Annotated in this window: 21 protein-coding genes; 9 read left to right on the top strand and 12 right to left on the bottom strand. The window is 66.0% G+C overall.

All coding sequences use genetic code 11. The annotated features are described in order from the left end of the window. Positions 1-155 precede the first annotated feature (155 nt). Positions 156-1,250 (top strand): sensor histidine kinase, encoded by a 1,095-nt coding sequence (locus tag AC5JBD_RS06160; protein ID WP_495720880.1) that lies wholly within the window; start codon positions 156-158, stop codon positions 1,248-1,250. After that, a complete protein-coding gene (locus tag AC5JBD_RS06155; RefSeq protein ID WP_495720879.1) occupies positions 1,247-2,080 on the top strand; it encodes a LytR/AlgR family response regulator transcription factor in 834 nt (277 codons plus the stop codon). Before AC5JBD_RS06160 ends, AC5JBD_RS06155 begins: the two co-directional genes overlap by 4 nt. 3 nt (positions 2,081-2,083) lie before the next feature. Here the strand turns inward: AC5JBD_RS06155 and AC5JBD_RS06150 are convergent, their stop codons facing one another. Next, the gene (locus AC5JBD_RS06150; RefSeq protein ID WP_495720878.1) at positions 2,084-2,248 is read right to left on the bottom strand and encodes a hypothetical protein; all 165 of its coding nucleotides are present in this window, start codon (positions 2,246-2,248) and stop codon (positions 2,084-2,086) included. Positions 2,249-2,333: 85 nt separating this feature from the next. On the opposite strand from AC5JBD_RS06150, the gene AC5JBD_RS06145 reads away from it, so the two are divergent. Then, a complete protein-coding gene (locus tag AC5JBD_RS06145; RefSeq protein WP_495720877.1) occupies positions 2,334-2,870 on the top strand; it encodes a hypothetical protein in 537 nt (178 codons plus the stop codon). A 1-nt stretch (position 2,871) separates the two neighbouring features. On the opposite strand, the gene AC5JBD_RS06140 is transcribed toward AC5JBD_RS06145, so the two are convergent. The 4 genes from AC5JBD_RS06140 to AC5JBD_RS06125 all read right to left on the bottom strand — a co-directional run bounded on the left by AC5JBD_RS06140 (position 2,872) and on the right by AC5JBD_RS06125 (position 5,932). Then, on the bottom strand, positions 2,872-3,249 hold the full coding sequence (locus AC5JBD_RS06140; protein ID WP_495720876.1) for a VOC family protein: 378 nt from the start codon (positions 3,247-3,249) through the stop codon (positions 2,872-2,874). Between the two features lie 14 nt (positions 3,250-3,263). After that, positions 3,264-4,085 carry an alpha/beta hydrolase gene (locus AC5JBD_RS06135; protein ID WP_495720875.1) on the bottom strand — a complete coding sequence of 274 codons (822 nt, stop codon included), beginning with the start codon at positions 4,083-4,085 and terminating at the stop codon, positions 3,264-3,266. Between the two features lie 315 nt (positions 4,086-4,400). Further along, positions 4,401-5,165 carry a hypothetical protein gene (locus tag AC5JBD_RS06130; RefSeq protein ID WP_495720874.1) on the bottom strand — a complete coding sequence of 255 codons (765 nt, stop codon included), beginning with the start codon at positions 5,163-5,165 and terminating at the stop codon, positions 4,401-4,403. A gap of 68 nt (positions 5,166-5,233) precedes the next feature. Next, complete coding sequence (locus tag AC5JBD_RS06125; RefSeq protein ID WP_495720873.1) at positions 5,234-5,932, bottom strand: SOS response-associated peptidase family protein; 699 nt, start codon at positions 5,930-5,932, stop codon at positions 5,234-5,236. A gap of 298 nt (positions 5,933-6,230) precedes the next feature. On the opposite strand from AC5JBD_RS06125, the gene AC5JBD_RS06120 reads away from it, so the two are divergent. Beyond that, positions 6,231-6,491 (top strand): hypothetical protein, encoded by a 261-nt coding sequence (locus AC5JBD_RS06120; protein WP_495720872.1) that lies wholly within the window; start codon positions 6,231-6,233, stop codon positions 6,489-6,491. Positions 6,492-6,617: 126 nt separating this feature from the next. After that, a complete protein-coding gene (locus tag AC5JBD_RS06115) occupies positions 6,618-7,451 on the top strand; it encodes a TMEM175 family protein (protein ID WP_495720871.1) in 834 nt (277 codons plus the stop codon). 47 nt (positions 7,452-7,498) lie between these two features. Here the strand turns inward: AC5JBD_RS06115 and AC5JBD_RS06110 are convergent, their stop codons facing one another. The 5 genes from AC5JBD_RS06110 to AC5JBD_RS06090 form a co-directional block, all read right to left on the bottom strand. Next, positions 7,499-8,155 (bottom strand): hypothetical protein, encoded by a 657-nt coding sequence (locus AC5JBD_RS06110; RefSeq protein ID WP_495720870.1) that lies wholly within the window; start codon positions 8,153-8,155, stop codon positions 7,499-7,501. After that, entirely contained in the window at positions 8,148-9,431 is a 1,284-nt protein-coding gene (locus tag AC5JBD_RS06105; protein WP_495720869.1) for a DNA methyltransferase, read from the bottom strand. The genes AC5JBD_RS06110 and AC5JBD_RS06105 overlap by 8 nt, the downstream gene beginning before the upstream one ends. A gap of 122 nt (positions 9,432-9,553) precedes the next feature. After that, the gene (uvrA, locus tag AC5JBD_RS06100; RefSeq protein ID WP_495720868.1) at positions 9,554-12,553 is read right to left on the bottom strand and encodes an excinuclease ABC subunit UvrA; all 3,000 of its coding nucleotides are present in this window, start codon (positions 12,551-12,553) and stop codon (positions 9,554-9,556) included. A gap of 157 nt (positions 12,554-12,710) precedes the next feature. Continuing rightward, positions 12,711-12,899, bottom strand: coding sequence for a hypothetical protein (locus tag AC5JBD_RS06095; RefSeq protein WP_495720867.1), 189 nt, complete (start codon positions 12,897-12,899; stop codon positions 12,711-12,713). 20 nt (positions 12,900-12,919) lie between these two features. Then, on the bottom strand, positions 12,920-13,678 hold the full coding sequence (locus AC5JBD_RS06090) for a class I SAM-dependent methyltransferase (protein WP_495720866.1): 759 nt from the start codon (positions 13,676-13,678) through the stop codon (positions 12,920-12,922). A gap of 310 nt (positions 13,679-13,988) precedes the next feature. On the opposite strand from AC5JBD_RS06090, the gene AC5JBD_RS06085 reads away from it, so the two are divergent. Beyond that, positions 13,989-14,744, top strand: coding sequence for a class I SAM-dependent methyltransferase (locus AC5JBD_RS06085; RefSeq protein WP_495720865.1), 756 nt, complete (start codon positions 13,989-13,991; stop codon positions 14,742-14,744). A 16-nt stretch (positions 14,745-14,760) separates the two neighbouring features. Here AC5JBD_RS06085 and AC5JBD_RS06080 read toward each other — a convergent pair whose 3' ends face one another. After that, positions 14,761-15,567 carry a winged helix-turn-helix domain-containing protein gene (locus tag AC5JBD_RS06080; protein ID WP_495720864.1) on the bottom strand — a complete coding sequence of 269 codons (807 nt, stop codon included), beginning with the start codon at positions 15,565-15,567 and terminating at the stop codon, positions 14,761-14,763. 185 nt (positions 15,568-15,752) lie between these two features. On the opposite strand from AC5JBD_RS06080, the gene AC5JBD_RS06075 reads away from it, so the two are divergent. Next, positions 15,753-16,535, top strand: coding sequence for a class I SAM-dependent methyltransferase (locus AC5JBD_RS06075; RefSeq protein ID WP_495720863.1), 783 nt, complete (start codon positions 15,753-15,755; stop codon positions 16,533-16,535). A 36-nt stretch (positions 16,536-16,571) separates the two neighbouring features. Here AC5JBD_RS06075 and AC5JBD_RS06070 read toward each other — a convergent pair whose 3' ends face one another. Beyond that, positions 16,572-16,865: a hypothetical protein gene (locus AC5JBD_RS06070; RefSeq protein ID WP_495720862.1), complete on the bottom strand. Its 294-nt coding sequence runs from the start codon at positions 16,863-16,865 to the stop codon at positions 16,572-16,574. A gap of 156 nt (positions 16,866-17,021) precedes the next feature. Between AC5JBD_RS06070 and AC5JBD_RS06065 the strand changes: the two genes are divergently transcribed. Together AC5JBD_RS06065 and AC5JBD_RS06060 are read left to right on the top strand one after the other, a co-directional pair. Further along, entirely contained in the window at positions 17,022-17,396 is a 375-nt protein-coding gene (locus tag AC5JBD_RS06065; protein WP_495720861.1) for a BlaI/MecI/CopY family transcriptional regulator, read from the top strand. Next, positions 17,393-19,231, top strand: a complete 1,839-nt coding sequence (locus AC5JBD_RS06060; protein WP_495720860.1) for a M56 family metallopeptidase — start codon at positions 17,393-17,395, stop codon at positions 19,229-19,231. The genes AC5JBD_RS06065 and AC5JBD_RS06060 overlap by 4 nt, the downstream gene beginning before the upstream one ends. Positions 19,232-19,289: the final 58 nt, after the last annotated feature.

Genomic DNA, 19,289 nt, shown 5'->3' with positions numbered 1-19,289 from the left:
GGCGTAGCGATCGACTCGCGCCCTCAGCCATGCTCGAGGCGACGAGCGTCCAGCTCGGATCGACCAAGCGGCGCACCGCTCGACGAACGGCATGTTTGCGCGACGAAAGCCAATCGACTTAATCTGGCGTTCATGGGAGAAATCCGCCCATGTTGATGAAGACGACCCGGGGCGACGAGCTCGGCCAGCACCTTGCGCTGCCGAGCGTGCGGCGGATGTTCGCGCTCGGCATCCCCTTCTGGATCGTGATCCTTGCGGCGAGCATGCTGAGCCACATCCTGAAGGGCTATGACTACAAGATCGAATGGGCCGCGGTCGACATCTTCATGGTCTTCCTGGGCGCGGCGGTCGGCGCCGGCATCTATGCCTTCCTGAAGAGCATCACCCATTGGGAGTTCAACCGGCAGATCGCCGCGGCCTTGCTGCTGCTGCTCGTGATCGCGGTGCCGGTGGAAGCGACCTTGCGGCTGTTCAAGCTCGTCTTCCCGCTGCTGCCGGAGAGCCACAGCGCCGCCGAACTGTTCGAATATAAGCTGCTGCTGCGCGGCGGCATCTTCTGGCTGGCAATCTTCTCGCTCTGGGGCGCGGTCTGCCTGGCCCTGCTCCACGACCGCGAAGCACGGCAGCGCGAGCGGCGGGTCTCGGCGCTTCAGGTCGAGGCGCACGACGCCCAGGTGCGGGCGTTGCGCTACCAGGTCAATCCGCACTTCCTCTACAATACGCTGAGCTCGATCTCGACCTTGATCCTCGAGGGCCGGGCCGAGATCGCCGAGCGGATGACGATGTGCCTGTCCGCGTTCTTCCGGGCGAGCCTCGCACAGGATCCGTTCCAGGACGTGCGGCTCGCCGACGAGCTCGAGCTGCAGCGCCTCTATCTGGCGATCGAGCAGATGCGCTTCTGCGACAGCCTGCGCGTGGAATATGACGTGCCCAAGGGGCTGGAGAATGCGCTCGTGCCGAGCCTGATCCTCCAGCCCTTGATCGAAAATTCGATCAAGCACGGGCTGCAGGAAGCTGGTAAGCTCACTGTGCTTTCCATCTCCGCCCGAGGGGTCAACGACCGCCTCGTGCTGGAGGTGGCGGACGATGGTCGCGGGCCGGGGGATGGGCACGGGACCGGGGTAGGATTGGGCAATGTCCGACGCCGGCTGTCGACCCGTTTCGGGGCCGCCTGCCGCTTCGTCGCCGGCGCCCGCAGGGAGGGGGGATTTCAGGTGCGCCTGGAGATGCCTTTACAATTCGCGTCATGAGCAGGCTGCGCATCGTCGCGGTCGACGACGAGGCGCTGGCGCTGCGTCGCGTCGAGATCGCGCTGAGCCAGGTGCCCGACGTGGAGCTGGTCGGAACCGCCCGCGGCGGCCGCGACGGCCTGGAGCTGATCGAGAAGCTCCAGCCGGACGTGCTGCTTCTCGACATCAACATGGCAGGCTTCGGCGGCTTCGATGTGGTCGAGGGGCTGACGGCGGAGAATGCGCCGCTGATCATCTTCGTCACCGCCTTCGACGAATATGCGGTCCGCGCCTTCCAGGTGAGCGCGATCGACTATCTGCTGAAGCCGCTCGAGTTCGACCGCCTGCGCGCCGCGCTCGACAAGGCGCGGACGACGATCCGCATGATCGATGCCGAGGAGCGGGCGGCGGAGCTCAAGGAGCTGATCGCGACGCTGCGCCGGGACCGCCAGCCGGTCGAGCAGCCGCGCTACGAGGCTGAGCTCTGGGCGCCGCGCGGCAGCGGGTTCGAGCGGGTGCTGGTCTCGCAGATCGACTGGGTCGAGGCGGAGCGCGACTATGTCCATCTCCACACGCCCGGCCGCTCCTACCTGCTGCGCGAGACGATGAACGGCATCCAGTCGCGGCTCGACCCCGACATGTTCATTCGCGTCCACCGCTCGGCTCTCGTGCGGATCGACCGGATCGGCGTGATCTGCCGCCCCGGCTACGGCCGCTTCTCGGTGCAGATGACCACCGGGCAGGAAGTGCCGGTCGGCCGGACCTATGTGAAGAAGATCAGGAAGCTGATCGCCGCGGTTCCCACCGCCGCGATGGCGCCGGACCAGGCTTCACCGATGCTCAGCGCCTGAGCCTCAGTTGACGCCGCCGCCGGGCGGATGGGCGTTGTCGTCGCTGCCGGCGCGGCCCTGGCCGTGGCCGCCGCCTGATTTCTTGTTGTCGTCGACCGACTTGTGGCCACGGCCGTGCTCGGGGCCGCCGCGTGTGCCGTCATTGCTGTCGCGCCTTGGTCCGCTCATCGTGCTTCTCCGTTCCAGGTGGGGCGACAACGATCCCGGCGAGCGGCGGTTGCCGCACGGGCGGGCTCGGCGCTATCCCTGCCGCATGGCGCGCTCGCCCCAGCTCAAGGTGTTCAGGACCGCGATCGGTTTCCACGACGCCTATGTCGCCGCGCCGAGCCAGAAGGCGGCGATCGAGGCGTGGGGAACCGCCAAGTACGTGTTCACCCGCGGCGAGGCGGAGATCGTCACCGATCCCGAGCTGACCAAGGAGCCGCTCGCCAATCCGGGCAAGATCATCAAGCGGCTGCGCGGGACTGAGGCGGAGCAGCTTGCCGCGCTGGGCCAAGATGAAGCGCCGACGGAGCGGCGAGGCAAGACCGACGCCAGTCCGAAGAAGCGTGCCAAGCCGAAGCCGCGGCCCAGCCGCGCCGCCCTGGGGGAAGCGGAAGCCGCGCTGGCGGAGGCGGAGGCGCGGCATGGCGCGGCGCTGAAGGAGATTGCCGAGCGCGAGGCCGCGCTGGCCCGGGAGCGGGCGGCGGTGGAGGCGAAGCTCGCCGCCGAGCGGGAGAAGCTTGAGGCGAAACGTGACAAGGCCGAGGCGGCATACGACGCGGCGATGGCGCGGTGGCGGGCCGCTTAGCTCACATATTGTTGAGGTGCAGGATGTTGCCGTCGGGGTCCTTCAGCCAGACGAGCTTGGCGTCGCCGATGCGGTGAACGTTGCCGTCGAGGCGGCCGATGCCGGGATAATGTTCGAAAGCCGCGCCCTTCCCTTCCAGCGCCGCGACGATCGCGTCGATGTCGTCGCCGACGCCCCAGACGACGGCATTGGCCTGGTTGGTGCCGGCATGCTCGGATTGGTAGACGACGAGGCGGGTGGCGCCGGTCTTGTAGGCAAGCACCCCCTCCTCCGCGCCTTGGCCGTCCAGCTCCAGGCCGAGCAGGTCGCCGTAGAAAGCGCGGGCCCGATGGAGGTCGCGCACGGCGACGATGGCGGAGCTGTCATGGTCTTTCAGCATGGCGTCTCCCGTGCTTAGGTGGCGAGGATGGTGGGCGCCTCCGCCTGCGCCGTCTGGCGGGGCGGGCGGGCGTTGGCGACTGCCCAGTCGAGGGCGTAGTCGGCGACCTCTTCCCAGCCCGGATCGAGCAGGGTCCAGTGGGAGCGGCCGGGGAAGATCTTGAGCTCGGTGAGCGCGGGGGCCTGGCGCTGCTTCTCGTAGATCGCGCGGGTCATGCTGGCATCGGCGATGAGGTCGAGCTCGCCGCCGATCAGCAGCAAAGGCGCGCGGTCCGGATTGGACCAGTCGATCGGGGTCTTGTGGACGATGCCGTCCCAGTAAACCTTGCCGGGCGTCGGCACGATGTAACGGTCATATGCCGCGTCCGCCTGGTCCTCGGGGACGAGCTGGGCGAAGCGGGTGCGGAAGAACTTGCGCGACATCGTCTCGGCCTTCTTCCAGCTGCCCCAGTCGAAGAAGACCGGCAGCGCCGACACGATCGCGGACGGGCCGAGCCCCACGCCCGGCGTCGGCGCCGGATCGATCGCGACGCCGGCGACGCCGAGGCCGCGGTCGAGGAGGTGCTGGACGAACACGCCGCCGGCCGAGTGGCCGATCAGGATCGGCTCCTCCGGGCACTGGCCGATGATGCGGTGATAATGGTCGAGGATTTCGGCGATGCCGAGGCCGGCGAGCTTGTCGTCCGGCATCTCGCGCAGCTCCGCGGGCGAGCGGTCGTCATAGGGCCAATCGGGCGCGACGACGGTGAAGCCGCGCGCCTCGTAGCGCGCCTTGACCGCTTCCCAACTCGCGGAATTCAGCCAGGCGCCGTGGATCAGCAGGATTGTGTTCGACATTCAGGTCCCCCCTTGGTCCGGATGCGGGACACGGCGGGAGCGATACGCGGCGGCTCCCGTCGAAGCCACCATAGGCTTGATCCAGATCAGACGCAGCAGGAAAAGTCGCGCTCAGTCCTTCACCGTGGCCGGAACCTTACCGCCATTCTTCTCCAGTTCACGCATCACCGCATCGTGGTGCCAGATGTTCATCCCGGCAGGACGCGCCGTTGGTTGCGGAGCGGCGCCGGTGGATGCGGCGAGGTGAGCGCGGGGGCGGCGAAGTTGGCGAAGTTGCAACCAAAACACTAAAATTTCCCGCGTTCACTCCCGCCTTCACGAGTCCGGCGCGCGGGGCACCGAGCGCCAGAAAACGGCCGGTTCGTCAGGAGCGGCCGGCGGATCCTCCGGACTTGGGCCCGGATCGGCCGCGCCAGGGTCGGCCGCGGCGCGGCCTTCGCGGAACAGATCCTCCAGCGCGCTTCCGGGCGGCGGAACGTAGCGGCCCTGCTCGTCGATATGGCCGCCCTCTTCCCGCACCATGCGTATGCGCAGGCGCTCGATGCGCTGGGCGAGGCGCTCGCGCACCTCCTCGATGTCGACCCCCTCGGCGGCCTTCCGCTCGTCCTCCATCTCCTTGCGGATCTTGCGTTCGATCTGCTTGCGGGTGCCGACGCCGTTGCCGCCATATTTGTGCGGGTTGGAACCTTGGAGGAGCATCCGGAACAGGCGGGCGTCGCGGCGGCGGCGCGTGCCGACGCGCTTGCCATAGGCCCAGACCTCTTCCTCCTCGCCTTCGACCGCAAACGTCCAGGCGAGCAGTTCCATATCGGCGCCGGCGGCGACCACGGCCGCGTCCCAGAGCCTGGCGAACATCGCGTCGCGATCGCGCAGATTATAGGCAGCCGTGTCGGAGATGCGGGCACGGCGGCAGGCGTCCTGGGCGCAGCCGGTCTTGCGCAGCGTCTTCAGGAAGATGCGGCGGCGGTGGGGGGTGAAGCCGTCGCGGCGGCCGCGATGCGCGCCGTCGGGATAGGCCTGGTCGACTTCGCTCCAATTTTCTTCGTCGCCGGAGCCGGGCGAATCGGAGATGTTTTCCATCCCGATTGTGAACCATAATGGTTCGTGTGTAGGAAAGGGAAATTTCTCGGGAGGCGTAAGCGCCGCGCTCAGGAGACTTTCGCAACGGCAAGGCTGCCGGCTGGGAGCGGCTTGCAAATTTCCCGCGCAGGGACGGAAGGATCGAGCCAGCGGCCCCAGTCGGTGCGGTCGACGACTACGACCTGTCGATTGTGATAGGGCGCGACGTCGGGGCCGGGTTCGGTCGTGAGCATGGTGAAAGCCTCGCCGACGTCCGGCGTCGCGCGCCACAGTCCGGCGATGAGGATCATCTCCTCGCCCGGCCGGGTGAACAGCCATTTGTCCTTGCGCTTCTGTTTGGGGTCCGCCGGCGCGGTGAACTCGTAGAAGCCGTCGGCGACGATCAGGCACCGGCCGCGGGTGAACTCGCGGCCGTCCGAGCGATAATTGTAGACGGGCTTGCCGCCGGGGCCGGGCCAGGACCAGCGGCGCACGACAAGGTCCGCCTCAAAGGGGTCAGGGCGGCCTGACCCCGTCGGTCCGGTCGACAGAGCCGCCGGCCGTCCGGCTTGCAGCGACTCCGAGCGCTGCTCAGGCGGCGCGGCCGCGCCGGCTTCGCTGCGCTGGGGCGCTGCTGCGCGGATGATCGCGCTCCGGTCAGTGATGCGGATCGACTCCAGCGGGGCGAGATTGGGCAGCCCTTCGGGGAAGCGCAGCGGGATCATGGTCTGGCTCCACTGCTCGCGGATCGTCTGCATCGGCGGCGTGCGGCGATAGTCGTTGCACATCCCGGCGCCTTAGCGGGAGACGGGGGCAGTGTGGAGCCTGCCGCTATAGGTGGCTGAGACGCTTGCCTATGTTCCTTGTTTGTTCCAGATGGTCGCATGGTGGATGAAGAGTCGGAGCGGGAGGCGGCGCGAGGGTTTGACGAGCCGCCGAGCACTAAGAGTATCTTCGAGGCCGCGCGGCCAAAGGCGGTCAGGGCGGCCTGACCGCCGTCGATCCAGTCAGCCAAGCTGCCGGTCGGCCGGCCTGCGCCGACTCCTCGAATAGCTCCGCTATTCGGGGGCGGCTTGGCTGTGGAACGTGCGGCTGACCTGCTGGAATTGCGGCCATGTCCGCGTGCTGCACGCGGCGGCGCTGTGGCTGAAGCTGTCGATGAAGGGGTGCCCGGACCATCTCCAGGAAATCACCCGCTACGCCAAATGCGTGCCCTGCCTCACCGACCGCAACGTGAAGATCGGCGGCCCCAAGCTGGAGCTCACCCGCGACCCGCCCAATGGCGACCCGCTGCCCCTGCCGACCGAGCGGCAGTGGAAGGACGGGATGAAGTGGCAGCGGCGGTGACGGGGCGCATCCATCCGTTCCCCTGCACCGGGTCCGGAAAAGCCTGATCGGAGGCCGGCAGCCGCCGGCGGTTGCCTTCGCCGACGCCTCCACCGATAACGGCGGCGCATCAAGAGGGGGTGATGAATGGCGGGCGAGCCTACCGAGCACGCGCTGGAGCGGATGGTCTTCTTTTCCGACGCGGTGTTCGCGATCGCGATCACCCTGCTCGTCATCGAGGTCCACGTGCCGCACGTCCCCCACGGCGCGAATGACGTCGCCTATCTGCAGGCGCTGGCGAACCTCATACCGAGCTTCATCGGCTTCATCGTCAGCTTCGCCGTGATCGGGATGTTCTGGGCGGGGCATCACCGCGCCTTCGCGCTCGCCCGCCGCTACGACGGCGGCGTGGTGCCGTGGAACCTGATGCTGCTCGGCACGATCGCGTTCATGCCGTTTGTCACCGCTTTCATGAGCGCTCATCAAGGGGCGCGCGTGCCGGCGGTGCTCTACTGGAGCTGGCTGCTGCTGACGGCGGCGCTGAACCTCAAGGTCAACAGCTTCGCGACCCGGCCGACGATGGTCGGGACCGATGCGCCGGAGGGAACCCCCGCCGCGATCCGCCGCAGGAGCCGCAGCGTGCTGCTCGGCGCCCTGCTTTCCTTCGCCATCGCGTGGGTGATGCCGGTCGCGGCGCCGCTCGGCATGGCGACGATCCCCCTGTGGATGCGGCTGTCGGCGCGGCGGGCGAAGGGGGGTTTGATCAAGGCGGGCCTGCCACGTGAGGTTGTCGATGAAGGGGTGCTCGGATCATCTCCAGGAAGTCACCCGCTACGCCAAATGCGTACCCTGCCTCACCGAGCGCAACACGAAGATCGGCGGCCCCAGGCTGGCACTCACCCGCGACCCGCCCACCGGCGACCCGCTCCCCTACCGACCGAGCGGCGGTGGAAGGACGGGATGAAATGGCAGCGGCGGTGAGTTGATGTCTCTTGCTCGTGATCGCCGGGCGCTCGTCAAGTCCGACGCTAACCCCGCGCAATCACAGAGCCACCTAAGTACATGTCTTTATTGCTCGACTGATACTCGAATTTTATCTTGCCCACAACACGGGCCATGTCCACGATTTTGTATGAGATGAGAGAGTAACGCTCAAGTCCATCATCGCCGCTTCCCCGCCTCTTGTGCACGAAGGCTACCAGTAGGTGCCGAGCATCCACGCAGACCTTCGGATTTTCCGAGGGCGACAAATAGAACGATCGAAAGGATGAGCCTTCGGAACCAGCGCCGATCACCTTAGCTTCAAGATAAGTTGGACGATCTCCACGGATATCAATAGCAATATCGGGGTAGCCAGTCCGGCCTCCTGATCCATCGCGGCGGCTTGGCCAAGTTGCGTTCAATCCGACATCACAGCACGCTCTCAGCAGAGGCTCTTCAATTGCATTGCCTAGTTCATTAAGGCGAGAGGTTCGTATGAAGTCACCAGCACTGCGCTCTATGAGCAAAGATGCTGCCTGAGATATCCGCCGCAGAAGATTTTTGTCTTCTTCGTCAGATGCTAAAGGAATGACTTTCTGGCCAGTGACCGCCTCAATCGCGTCAGAAACCCGGATCTTACCTGGGAGCCTTCTGTATGCTCTCACAGCCTCAGCGAGTATCTCTTCTACATCATCATTAGGCATTGCCTCTCCTCAACAAAACGATGCGGTTGGTATTTGTCCCACCGGAGTTGTTTCTCACGCCCCAGCAGTTAGCCGTCTTTGTAAACTCCTGCTGGTTCACCATCACACCTAGCCGCTCGAACGGGAGACCCTCCGCAGCCTGCCAAACGAGTCTTTCTAGCAGTAACTTACCCCCGCGGACCTCACCCACTTCGAAAGCCACGTGCCCCCCCGGTCGAACAATTCGCGCCTGCTCTACAAGCACATCTCGCACCATTTTGGTCCAAGCGGTCTCGGTCCGATGCATGGCAATCTGTACTCCCGATACTTCTATTCCGGCGAACCAGCACCTCAGCCAATTGTCATCGGCGTACTGCACAACGTCCAGGAATGGAGGTGAAGTTACGGTTAGAGCCGCAGCACCGTCAGGTATGCGGGGAGAAAGGCTGGCTGGGCTCGCGCACAAAATTGCGGGAGGGTGCTTCCCTACCGTACCATCTGAAAGCAGAGATTTTGACTTCTTGAGTATGAGCTTCACGACGTCTCGATGCGATGGTACCTGTCGGCGCCTCTCGTTGATCTTCAGCTGCGCCGCTACGCTCACAGCCTGATTTGGTGGCAGCGTGTAAACAGAAAAAAATCCGACGGAGTGGCCGGTCAAACGGTTCATCGCTACCATCCTGATCCAGTCGATGACTGGGTCTGGCGCCTCCTCTGCCAAAGGAGCGTTCTCCAGAAGCCAATCCCGTAGAACCGTTAATTTTCGAAGCGTTTCTGGATGATAGAAGGCTAGAAGGTCATTCCTGACCTCCACCTGTTGATCCCAAGGAACCCTCGCTAGCTTTAAGGCAACTTGGTCCAGCGTCACCAGTTGCAGCCGAGGGCGGGTCAGCAGAACTGACAAAGGATTGACATCATTGCCCAAGGGACGCCGTCCCATCAAGGCAGCTTGTACGGGAGTAGTGCCTCGACCCATAAACGGATCGTGCACACCCTCTCCGACCTTAGTGAGTCTCCGGATGAAGAACTCCGGCAACTGAGGCTTGAAGCAAGCCCTGTAGCTAACTTCGTGTATCGACTTGGCCTGCCTCTGACCCGAGGTCCAGAATTCGTTGATCAGATAGGGGATGCCGCCTTCGGTACGCTCCAGCGTGGCAGTGCCGAAGTCGGCGAAGCGCCTCACGATTTCGATGAAATCACTTGCTCCCGTTTGCAGTGGCTCGGGAACCACTAGACTTCCCTCGTGAGGGAAGAGGGGATCGAAGTGAACGAGAGCTCCCGCAGCTACAGAACGCATATGGCCTCCATCGTCCAAGTGTTCGCGGCTCCAGGGCTCGGACGCAATGTTTGAGTGCCTTTATCCCCAGCTTTCTTAAAGAACAATACAAGAACACGCCCAGCTGTACATGAGGTCGCAAGCTACTCCGCGGCCTCGCGCTCCCGCACCGAGGCTGACCGCCGCCCCTTCGCCTTCGGAGCCTCCACCACCTCCGGAACATGCCCCTCCAGCAGCGGCTTCAGATACGCCCCCGTATATGACCTTTTCTCCCGCGCCACCTGCTCCGGCGTGCCCTCGGCGACGATCTCGCCGCCCTTGTCGCCGCCTTCGGGGCCGAGGTCGATCACCCAGTCGGCGGTCTTGATGACCTCCAGGTTGTGTTCGATCACCACTACCGAGTTGCCCTGGTCGACAAGGGCGTGGAGGACCTCCAGGAGCTTGCGCACGTCCTCGAAATGGAGGCCGGTGGTGGGCTCGTCGAGGATGTAGAGGGTCTGGCCGGTGGCGCGGCGGGAGAGCTCCTTGGCGAGCTTGACGCGCTGGGCCTCGCCGCCCGACAGAGTCGTCGCCTGCTGGCCGACCTTGACGTAGCCGAGGCCGACCTCCTCCAGCATCGCCATCTTGTCGCGGATCGGCGGCACCGCCTTGAAGAAGGCGTGCGCGTCCTCGACCGTCATGTCGAGCACGTCGGCGATGCTCTTGCCCTTGAACTTCACCTCCAGCGTCTCGCGATTGTAGCGCTGGCCGTGGCAGACGTCGCAGGTGACGTAGACGTCGGGGAGGAAGTGCATCTCGATCTTGAGGAGGCCGTCGCCCTTGCACGCCTCGCAGCGGCCGCCCTTGACGTTGAACGAGAAGCGGCCGGGCTTGTAGCCGCGCGCCTGCGCCTCCGGGAGGCCGGCGAACCAGTCGCGGATCTGGGTGAAGGCGCCGGTATAGGTGGCCGGATTGGAGCGCGGGGTGCGGCCGATCGGCGACTGATCGATGTCGATGACCTTGTCGAGATATTGCAGGCCGGTGAGCTTTTCATGGCGGCCGGCCTGGATGCGGGCGCCGTTCAGCTGGCGCGCGGCGGAGGAATAGAGGGTGTCGATGGTGAAGCTCGACTTGCCCGAGCCCGACACGCCGGTGATGCAGGTGAAGGTGCCGAGCGGGATGCTGGCGGTGACGTTCTTGAGGTTGTTGGCGGTGGCGCCGTGGACGGTGAGCTTCCTGCCGTTGCCCTTGCGGCGCTGCGCGGGGACGGGGACGAAGCGGCGGCCGGTCAGGTAATCGGCGGTGAGCGAGTTCTCGTTACTAAGGACGTCGCTCAGCGACCCGGCGGCGACGACGGTGCCGCCGTGGACGCCGGCGCCGGGGCCCATGTCGATGACGTAATCGGCCTGGCGGATCGAATCCTCGTCATGCTCGACGACGATGACGGTGTTGCCGAGATCGCGCAGCCGGCGGAGGGTGACCAGCAGGCGGTCATTGTCGCGCTGGTGGAGGCCGATCGAGGGCTCGTCGAGGACGTAGAGGACGCCGGAGAGACCCGAGCCGATCTGCGAGGCGAGGCGGATGCGCTGGCTCTCGCCGCCGGACAGGGTGCCGGAGGTGCGGTCGAGGTTGAGATAATCGAGGCCGACATTGTTGAGGAAGCCGAGGCGCTCGTTGATCTCCTTGAGGATGGCGCGGGCGATCTCGCGCTGCTGCGGGTTGAGCTTGTCCTCGAGGGTGGAGAAGAAGGCGAGCGCCTGGACAACCGAGCGGCGGGTGCTTTGCGAGATGTCCTCGCCGGCGATCTTGACCGCGAGCGGCTCGGCGCGGAGGCGGGCGCCGTGGCAGGTCTCGCACGGGGCGGCGGACTGATATTTGGCGAGCTCCTCGCGCATCCAGGCGCTCTCGGTCTGGAGCATGCGGCGGTTCAAATTGCCGATCACGCCCTCGAACGGCTTGTTGACCTCGTAGCTCTTGCGGCCGTCGATGAAGCGGAGGGTGACGGGCTTGCCCTTGGTGCCGTGGAGGATGGTCTGGTGGACCTCCTCGGGCAAGTCGTTCCACGGCGTGTCGAGGCTGAAGTCGTACGCGCGGGCGAGGGAGCCCAGGACCTGCATGTAATAAGGGCTGGGCGGATTGGACTTGGCCCAGGGGACGATCGCGCCCTTCTTGATCGAGAGATTCTGGTTGGGGACGACCAGGTCGGGATCGAAATGCAGCTTCTCGCCGAGGCCGTCGCAGCCCGGGCAGGCGCCCTGCGGCGCGTTGAACGAGAAGAGCCGCGGCTCAATCTCGGCAATGGTGAAGCCGGAGACCGGGCAGGCGAACTTCTCCGAGAAGGTGATGCGGCCGGGAGGGGCGTTGTCCTGGAGGACGGCGGCCTTGGCGGCCTTGTCCAGCACCTCGGCGACGCCGGTGCGCTCGGTGCCCGGCGGGTCCTGGGGCGGATCGGCCGGGTCGAGATAGACCAGGCCTTCCGCCAGCTTCAGCGCCTGTTCGAGGGAGTCGGCGAGACGCGTCTCGATGCCCTCGCGGACGACAAGGCGGTCGACCAGCACTTCAATGTCGTGCTTGTATTTCTTGTCGAGCGCCGGGGCCTCCTCGATCTCGTAGAGAGTGCCGTCGATGCGCACGCGGCTGAAGCCGGCCTTCTGCCACTCCGCAAGCTCCTTGCGATATTCGCCCTTCCGCCCCCGCACGACCGGCGCGAGCAGGTAGAGGCGGGTGCCTTCGGGGAGCGCCATGACGCGGTCGACCATCTGCGACACCGTCTGGGCGCTGATCGGAAGACCGGTGGCCGGGCTGTAGGGCACTCCGACGCGCGCCCAGAGCAGGCGCATGTAATCGTAGATCTCGGTGACGGTGGCGACGGTGGAGCGCGGATTGCGGCTGGTCGTCTTCTGCTCGATCGAGATGGCGGGCGAGAGGCCTTCGATGTGGTCGACATCGGGCTTCTGCATCATCTCGAGGAACTGGCGCGCATAGGCGCTGAGGCTCTCAACATAGCGCCGCTGCCCCTCGGCATAGATGGTGTCGAAGGCGAGGCTCGACTTGCCCGAGCCGCTGAGCCCGGTGATCACCGTCAGCGTCTCGCGCGGGATGTCGACGTCGACTCCCTTCAAATTATGCTCGCGCGCGCCGCGGACGGAGAGATGAGTCAGCATATCGTTCCAGCTTTGTTCTATAGCTATAGGGGATCGCGCGGGAGGTCAACGCGGGCACCCGCGAAATGGGTGCTCAAGCGGGGAATGGCAAGTTGGTGCGGAGCACCGATCGAATGGATCGGCCTACGATCGTCGCCTCAGGCCGGTCGGCGCAAACTCAGCCGCCGGGCGTGGAGAGGCTGGACAGATCGAACCAGCCATAGCGAACGCCGGCCCAGATTATGAGCGGAACCAGCACGAGATATTCGAACAGCAGAAAAAGGATGAGGTTTCGGTCGAAGGCGGCATCGTGAGGCTTCGCCGCTGCCAAAGCCGGAGCAGGATGGGGATCAGGATCGCCCGCCACGCCTGTCCCTTCCTTGCAGGTCACTGTACCTTCACGTGACGCGGCTGGACCCGGCGGCGCTTCTCGATGAACACGATCGAGTCATAGACGTGCATGGCCGGCACCCACTGCATCGCCTCCGTCTCGGGTGCACGGTCGTGATACCAGGCGTGCATATCATCGATGATCTGCTTGACGAACTCGATGCCTGTTCCCGGCTTCCGGTAACCGCCCTCCCAGGAGCCGGTCCAATAGGAGGTGTGGAGATCCTCGATCACGTACAGCCCGCCTTCCTTGAGCAGCGGGAACAGGATTGCGAAGCTGCCGACCTGATGGCGGCCCACATGCGAGCCGTCGTCGAGCACGATGTCGGGCTGGCCGATCTCGGCGATGACCGAGTGCAGAAAATCGGGGTCGTCCTGAGAACCAATGCGGACCTTGTTCGGCGGATCGAAGCGCCGGGCGCAGTCAGGGTTGAGATCGACGCCGCAAATATTGGCGGCTGGGCCGAAATAGTCGCGCCACAATTCCAGCGACCCGCCCATGCTGACGCCGATCTCCAGCATCGTGAGGCCGGTGCCTCGATACTTCGCGAAGTGCGCGTCATAAGCGTCGAGGAAGTGCGTCCATTTGTGCACAAGGCGGCGGCCCTGTCCGCGGCGCTCGTAGAAGAGACGAGCGAGCTCGGACTGCGCTTCAGCGGCAAGCGAGGGAATGTCAGCATCAGTGAGCGCCATGCGCTCCATGCTGTTCGGAGCAGCGCCCGTAAGCCGGCTCTTGATCCTGCTGATCACGTTCATGGCCCCCGCTCTAGCACGGGCACTTCGGCATCCGCTTACATGAAGCACTGGTAAGTCAATGTAATATCTCCAGAATGGAGAAAACAATCTTCATTCTGGATGGTTTGAATGCTCGCCGCTCGCGTTCGCTGAGCTGTATACCCTCAGCCTCGATGCCACTTAGAAACGAGATCCGGTGGCAAGCTCGAACCTAGGTCGGCCCAGCTGCCTTGCTGTTCCTCGTCGAGGAGAACAGCACCTTCGTCGCAACGTGGGGTGACGAGAGGAGACCTGCTCCAGATGATCCGCGCTTCAACCGGGGAGCATCATGATGAAGATCTCTAGAAACCTCGCCCTGATCGGGCTCGCAGGAATGGCTTTCGCCGCTCATGCTGCACCCGCCGACGTGAACGGCGCCGTCGCCGCCAAGGCGCGGCCGGCGGAGGCGGTGAAGCTCGACGAGAGCCGCAGGCCGAAGGACGTGCTGAAGTTCCTCGGGCTGGAGCGGGGGGATCGGGCGCTCGATCTGTTTACGGGCACCGGCTACTATGCTGAGATCATGGGGCGGGCGGTGGGGCCGCAGGGCTCGGTGGTCGCGTGGGAGCCGGCCAACTTCTACAATGACGACGCCAAGAAAGCGTGGAGTGCGCTGGGGCCGCGGGTGCCGAATGCGCGGTTGCTTGTGTCGCCGGCGACCTCGATCGAGCTGGCGCCGGACAGCTTCGACTTCGTGCTGATGCACATGATCTATCACGATCTTTACTGGCAGAGCGAGCAGTACAAGTTTCCGCGGCTGGAGCCGGATGCGGTGCTGAAGAAGATCCATGCGGCGACCAAACCCGGCGGGATCGTCGGCGTGGTAGATCATGTCGCGGCAGCGGGCGGGGATACGAGGGCGGTGGTCGACAAGCTCCACCGGATCGATCCGGCGGTGATCCGCGCCGATTTCGAGCGCGCCGGGTTCGTGTTCGACGGCGAATCCGACCTGCTCCGCAATAGCGGCGACGATCATTCGAAGCTGGTGTTCGATCCGTCGGTGCGGGGGAAGACGGACCGGGTGGTCTATCGCTTCCGCAAGCCGGGCTGAGATCTTTTGGGGAACCTCAGTCTGGCGTGAGCGACTTCGCGAGGTCCTGCATCGCCGCTGCGGTGCCCGAGGGGATCAGGTCCTCCCCTCCCCCGGTCATGCCGTTCCAGATGACGGCCCGACTGTCGGCGTCGGTGGCGGTGAACATGACGGTGGGCTTGCCGCTCCACAGGATCAGACGGGCGGAGAGGCGGACGACAGGCGCGTCGTCGCCGCGGGGGCGGACGCGCTCGCCGGCCGCCGGCTCGCGCATCACCACCGGACCGTCGATCGCGCGGGCACGGTTCAGGAGCACTTCGCTCGAAGCGTCGGCGAGCGGCTGCCAGGCGGGGCTGCCGGTCGCATTCTCGACCGCTGCCACCACCAGGATCGTGTGCTGGGTCGACCGACCGCCCGACAAGGCGAAGAGCAGCCCGGCCACGACGACAACCAGAAGCAGCAGGCCAAGGATGAGCGGGCGGAGGCGCGGCTTCTCCGGAGCTGGCGCGGCGGCACCGCCGGTGAGGCGGTAGCCGCGCTTCGCCACGGTTTCGATATGGCGCGGGCTGCGGGCATCGTCGCCGAGCGCCTCGCGCAGGTCACTGATCACGATCGAGACGCTGTTCGGGCTGACGAGGCGGCCTTCCCAGACTTCGCGCACGATCTCGTCGCGCGAGACGAGGGCGCCGCGGCGGGCGCAGAGCAGCTCCAGGGTGCGGGCGGCGCGGTGCTCGAGACGGCGCTTCCCCAGCGGGCCGCGCAGTTCGTTGTCGGCGGGGTGGAAGGTCCAGTCGCCGATCGCGTGAGGCGATGCGTCGGCCCTTCTGGTGTCTGCTTCGGCCATGAGCCAGCCTCCCCCGGACCATCCCCACCCCGAAAGGTGAAGCAAAGTCGTGGCCGAAGCAATGCGGACGCCGCGGCGCGGCTGCTTTATCGAAACTTTATGATTTCCTGACTCGACCTCGAGGGCCTCCCGGCGACAGAAATCCGGCCTTCAACCAAACAGCTTGAGGCCTGCCAGCGGGGGAGATGAGGGTGCGGAAATTCAACACTGGGATGATCGTGATCGCGACGCTGGTCGTGCTGGCCGGCTGCCGTTCGGAAGCGGAGGAGCCGAAGCGGGCATTCTCGGCGGCGGCGCTACAGGCGGCGCTCGCGGATCCCGGCCGGGCTGCGCATCGCGGCGCCGATGCGCGGCGCAAGCCTGCGGAGTTGATCCGGTTCGCCGAATTGAAGCCGGGCGACAAGGTGCTCGATCTGATACCGGGCGACGGCTATTGGACGCGCATCTTCAGCAAGGTGGTGGGTCCGGAGGGGCGGGTCTACGCGGTCTGGCCGCAAAGCTATGCGAAGCTGGCGATGGGCAATGTCGCGACCTTGCGACAGCTGTCAGCGGACAAGAGCTACGGCAATATCGTGACGCAGGTGCAGCCGACGACGGTGCTCGGAGCGCCCGAGCAGCTCGACATGGTGTGGACCTCGCAGAATTATCACGATTATCCGGACGAGTTCATGGGCAAGACCGACCCGTCGGTGCTGAACAAGGCGGTGTTCGGGATGCTGAAGCCGGGCGGCACCTTCATCGTCATCGATCACGCGGCCCAGGCCGGATCGGGGATGCGGGACACCGAGGCGCTGCACCGGATCGATCCGGCGGCGGTGCGCAGCCAAGTCGAAGCGGCGGGGTTTGAGTTTGCGGGTGAGAGCGAGGTGCTGAAGAACCCGGCCGATCCGCTGACGCTGACCGTCTTCGACCCGGCGATCCGCGGCTGGACCAGCCAGTTCGTCTACAAGTTCAGGAAGGCGGAATGAAGCGGGCGCGGCGTTCCGGCCGCGCCCGCGCGGAACTTACTGGCCGTTGACCATCGCGTTCTGCTGCTCGGCGCTGAGCTCGTCGGTGTCGACGTCGGAATCGTCGATCGCCTCCTCCTTCGCCTCGCCGGCATCCTCGACCGCGTCGGCCTGATCCTCCAGCGCGTCCGCCTGGGCGCCGCTGGTGTTGTCCGCCATCTCCTCGAGCGCGTCGGCCTTGTTCTCGGCCTGGTCCGCGGCGCGATCGCCCAGCGCGTCGTCGCCGTCGCCGCCGCAAGCAGCGAGCGAGAAGGCGGCAGCGGCCAGGGTGGCGACGATAATCTTACGCATGTTAATCCTCCTGTAGTTCGGGCGCACAATTCGCCGGGGCCGTTTCGGTTCCGCAATGTGCGCCAGCCCGAGTGTGCAGGAAATGTCGTCTCCGAAACTTTTTTCTTGCGCGCTGCTACAAATGTGGCATGCTACGGGTGTAGCAGGTGGAGCGGCATGATCGATTCCCTTCCGAGACGCGAACGCGAAATCTTCGAGATCCTGTGCAGCATGAGCGAGGCCACGGCCGCCGACGTGCGTAAGGCGATGGCGGACCCGCCCAGCCACAGCGCAGTCAGGACGATGCTGGGGCGGCTGGAGGCCAAGGGCCTCGTCAAGCATCGCAGCGTCGACCAGGCTTATGTCTATAAGAGCGTGCCGCAGGCATCGAAGGTGCGCGAGTCGGCGCTGAAGAACCTGGTGCGGACCTTTTTCGACGGATCGGCCGCCAGTGCCGCGACGGCGCTGCTCGGCCTCACCAAACAGCTTGATCCCAAGGAGCTCGACGCGCTCCAGCGGGCGATCGACGAAGCAAAGGAGCGTAAGTCATGAGCTTCTCCTTCCTGTTCGAGATGTCGTGGAAATCGGCGCTGATCATCGGCGCCGCCCTGATGCTGACGACCTTGCTGCGCTCGCGCTCGGCGTCCGACCGGGCGGCGGTGCTGCGGCTCTCGGTGGGCCTGCTGCTGCTGCTGCCGATGATCGCGATGTTCCTGCCCGCCCTGCAGGTCGAGATGGCGGCCGAGGAGGCGCAGCCCCTGCCCTTCGAGACCCTGCTCGCCGCGGCGAGCGCGGCTCCGGTCGAGATCGCGCCGCTGCAGCCGGTGCCGCAGACGATCTGGGACGATCCGAGCGCGCTGATCGGCATCGCCTATCTGGGCGGCCTGCTGATGGTCGCGATGCGCATCGCCGGGGGCCTGTGGACGCTGCGCCGGTGGACGCGCGCGGCCAAGGCGGTGGACGAAGCGACCTGGGTCGAGGCGCTCGAACGTTCCCGCCCCGCCGGACGGCTCGGCGAGCGCATCCGGCTGCTCGTGTCCGACGAGAGCCCGTCGCCGCTGAGTTGGGGCCTGCTGAACCCCGTCATCCTGCTCGACCGCGACACGCTCGAGCGGCCCGAGGATGCCGAGGCGATCATCGCCCATGAGATGGCGCATATCGAGCGCCGCGACTGGCTGTCGCTGATGATGACGCGCACGTCCGTCGCCCTGTTCTGGTTCAACCCGCTGGTCTGGCTGCTTGAGCGCGAGATCGTGCAGCAGGCCGAGGAAGCGGCGGACACCCATGCGCTCGGCCGGGTCGAGCCGGCCCATTACGCCCAGACCCTGGTCAGCTGCGCCCAGCATGCGGTGCCGCTGCCGGCGAACAGCATGGCGCCGGTCAAGGGCGGGCTCGGCCGCCGGATCTCGGCGATCCTGGACGGCCGCACCCGCAGCCGCAAATCGGGCTCGCTGCTGACGCTGGCGGCGATGCTCGGCTGCACCGCCTTCGCGGCGCCGCTCGCCGCGATCGAGCTGGTGCCGGCGCTGGCCAAGGCGGTGGACTTGCCGATGGCGGCCCTGGCTCCGGCGGCGGCTCAAGCCCCCGCCGCCCCGCTCCCCGCCCCCGCGTCGCTTGCCCCTCCGGCTCCTGCAGCGCCCGCCGCTCCTGCGGCCGCCCCGGCACCCGCGGCACCCGCGGCACCCGCCGCGCCGCAGGTGATCACCGTGCCCGCGGTGGACGTCGATCTCCCCGCTATGGAGGTCAAAGTGCCGGCGATCCGGATGAGCTTCAACGGCGAGCGGATCCTTGTCCCCGCCCAGCTCGTCAAGGTGCCGCGCGTGAAGATGAACATGCCGGCCCAGACTGTTGCCATGCCGGCTTTCGAGCTCCCGGCGGGCCTCGCGGCGACGATCGGCGCCGCCGTCGCCATGCACCCGCATCCCGGCTGGACCGCGGAGGACCAAAGGGAGCTCGAGGAGGATCTGAGGGACGCGCAGCGTGACATCGAGGAGGCTCGTCGCGACGCGCAGCGCGAGGCGGTGGAAGCGCAGCGCGAAGCGGTGGAGGCGCAGCGCGAAGCGCAGCGGGACATGCAGCGCGCACAGCGCGAGGTGCACCGGGCGCACAGGCGGATCAAGATCGACATGTCACACGGCGCAGATGGCATGGAGAAAGGTGCCGAGGGTATGGTCCGCGGCGCTCGCCAGATGGAGCAAGAGGCGGTCAAGCTGCGCGATCCCGCCTATCGCGAGAAGCAGATCGCCAAGGCCCGCGAGGACGGCCGCACGCTCACTCATCAGGAGCTGATCGACGCCATCCCGAAGCTGCAGAACGGCGCCAAGAAGATGGTCGAGGGCGCCGCCCGCATGCGCGAGAGCGCGTCGCGGATGCGCAGCAAGAGCTAGGCACCCGAACAGGACGCGAACCGAGCCCTCTCATCCCGGGGCTCCGGGCCTGCCGCCA

The organism is Allosphingosinicella sp., assembly GCF_059502505.1.
Note: the sequence above shows the minus strand (reverse complement) of the source record. Positions and strands in the feature narration are given on the sequence as shown.

Coding starts and splice junctions, on each gene's coding strand:
- AC5JBD_RS06145 (WP_495720877.1), top strand. CDS start 2,334: ATGGCGCGCTCGCCCCAGCTCAAGGTGTTCAGGACCGCGATCGGTTTC.
- AC5JBD_RS06135 (WP_495720875.1), bottom strand. CDS start 4,085: ATGTCGAACACAATCCTGCTGATCCACGGCGCCTGGCTGAATTCCGCG.
- AC5JBD_RS06155 (WP_495720879.1), top strand. CDS start 1,247: ATGAGCAGGCTGCGCATCGTCGCGGTCGACGACGAGGCGCTGGCGCTG.
- AC5JBD_RS06080 (WP_495720864.1), bottom strand. CDS start 15,567: ATGGCCGAAGCAGACACCAGAAGGGCCGACGCATCGCCTCACGCGATC.
- AC5JBD_RS06130 (WP_495720874.1), bottom strand. CDS start 5,165: ATGGAAAACATCTCCGATTCGCCCGGCTCCGGCGACGAAGAAAATTGG.
- AC5JBD_RS06065 (WP_495720861.1), top strand. CDS start 17,022: ATGATCGATTCCCTTCCGAGACGCGAACGCGAAATCTTCGAGATCCTG.
- AC5JBD_RS06060 (WP_495720860.1), top strand. CDS start 17,393: ATGAGCTTCTCCTTCCTGTTCGAGATGTCGTGGAAATCGGCGCTGATC.
- AC5JBD_RS06090 (WP_495720866.1), bottom strand. CDS start 13,678: ATGAACGTGATCAGCAGGATCAAGAGCCGGCTTACGGGCGCTGCTCCG.
- AC5JBD_RS06150 (WP_495720878.1), bottom strand. CDS start 2,248: ATGAGCGGACCAAGGCGCGACAGCAATGACGGCACACGCGGCGGCCCC.
- AC5JBD_RS06070 (WP_495720862.1), bottom strand. CDS start 16,865: ATGCGTAAGATTATCGTCGCCACCCTGGCCGCTGCCGCCTTCTCGCTC.
- AC5JBD_RS06105 (WP_495720869.1), bottom strand. CDS start 9,431: ATGCGTTCTGTAGCTGCGGGAGCTCTCGTTCACTTCGATCCCCTCTTC.
- uvrA (WP_495720868.1), bottom strand. CDS start 12,553: ATGCTGACTCATCTCTCCGTCCGCGGCGCGCGCGAGCATAATTTGAAG.
- AC5JBD_RS06125 (WP_495720873.1), bottom strand. CDS start 5,932: ATGTGCAACGACTATCGCCGCACGCCGCCGATGCAGACGATCCGCGAG.
- AC5JBD_RS06160 (WP_495720880.1), top strand. CDS start 156: ATGAAGACGACCCGGGGCGACGAGCTCGGCCAGCACCTTGCGCTGCCG.
- AC5JBD_RS06110 (WP_495720870.1), bottom strand. CDS start 8,155: ATGCCTAATGATGATGTAGAAGAGATACTCGCTGAGGCTGTGAGAGCA.
- AC5JBD_RS06075 (WP_495720863.1), top strand. CDS start 15,753: ATGAGGGTGCGGAAATTCAACACTGGGATGATCGTGATCGCGACGCTG.
- AC5JBD_RS06085 (WP_495720865.1), top strand. CDS start 13,989: ATGAAGATCTCTAGAAACCTCGCCCTGATCGGGCTCGCAGGAATGGCT.
- AC5JBD_RS06140 (WP_495720876.1), bottom strand. CDS start 3,249: ATGCTGAAAGACCATGACAGCTCCGCCATCGTCGCCGTGCGCGACCTC.
- AC5JBD_RS06115 (WP_495720871.1), top strand. CDS start 6,618: ATGGCGGGCGAGCCTACCGAGCACGCGCTGGAGCGGATGGTCTTCTTT.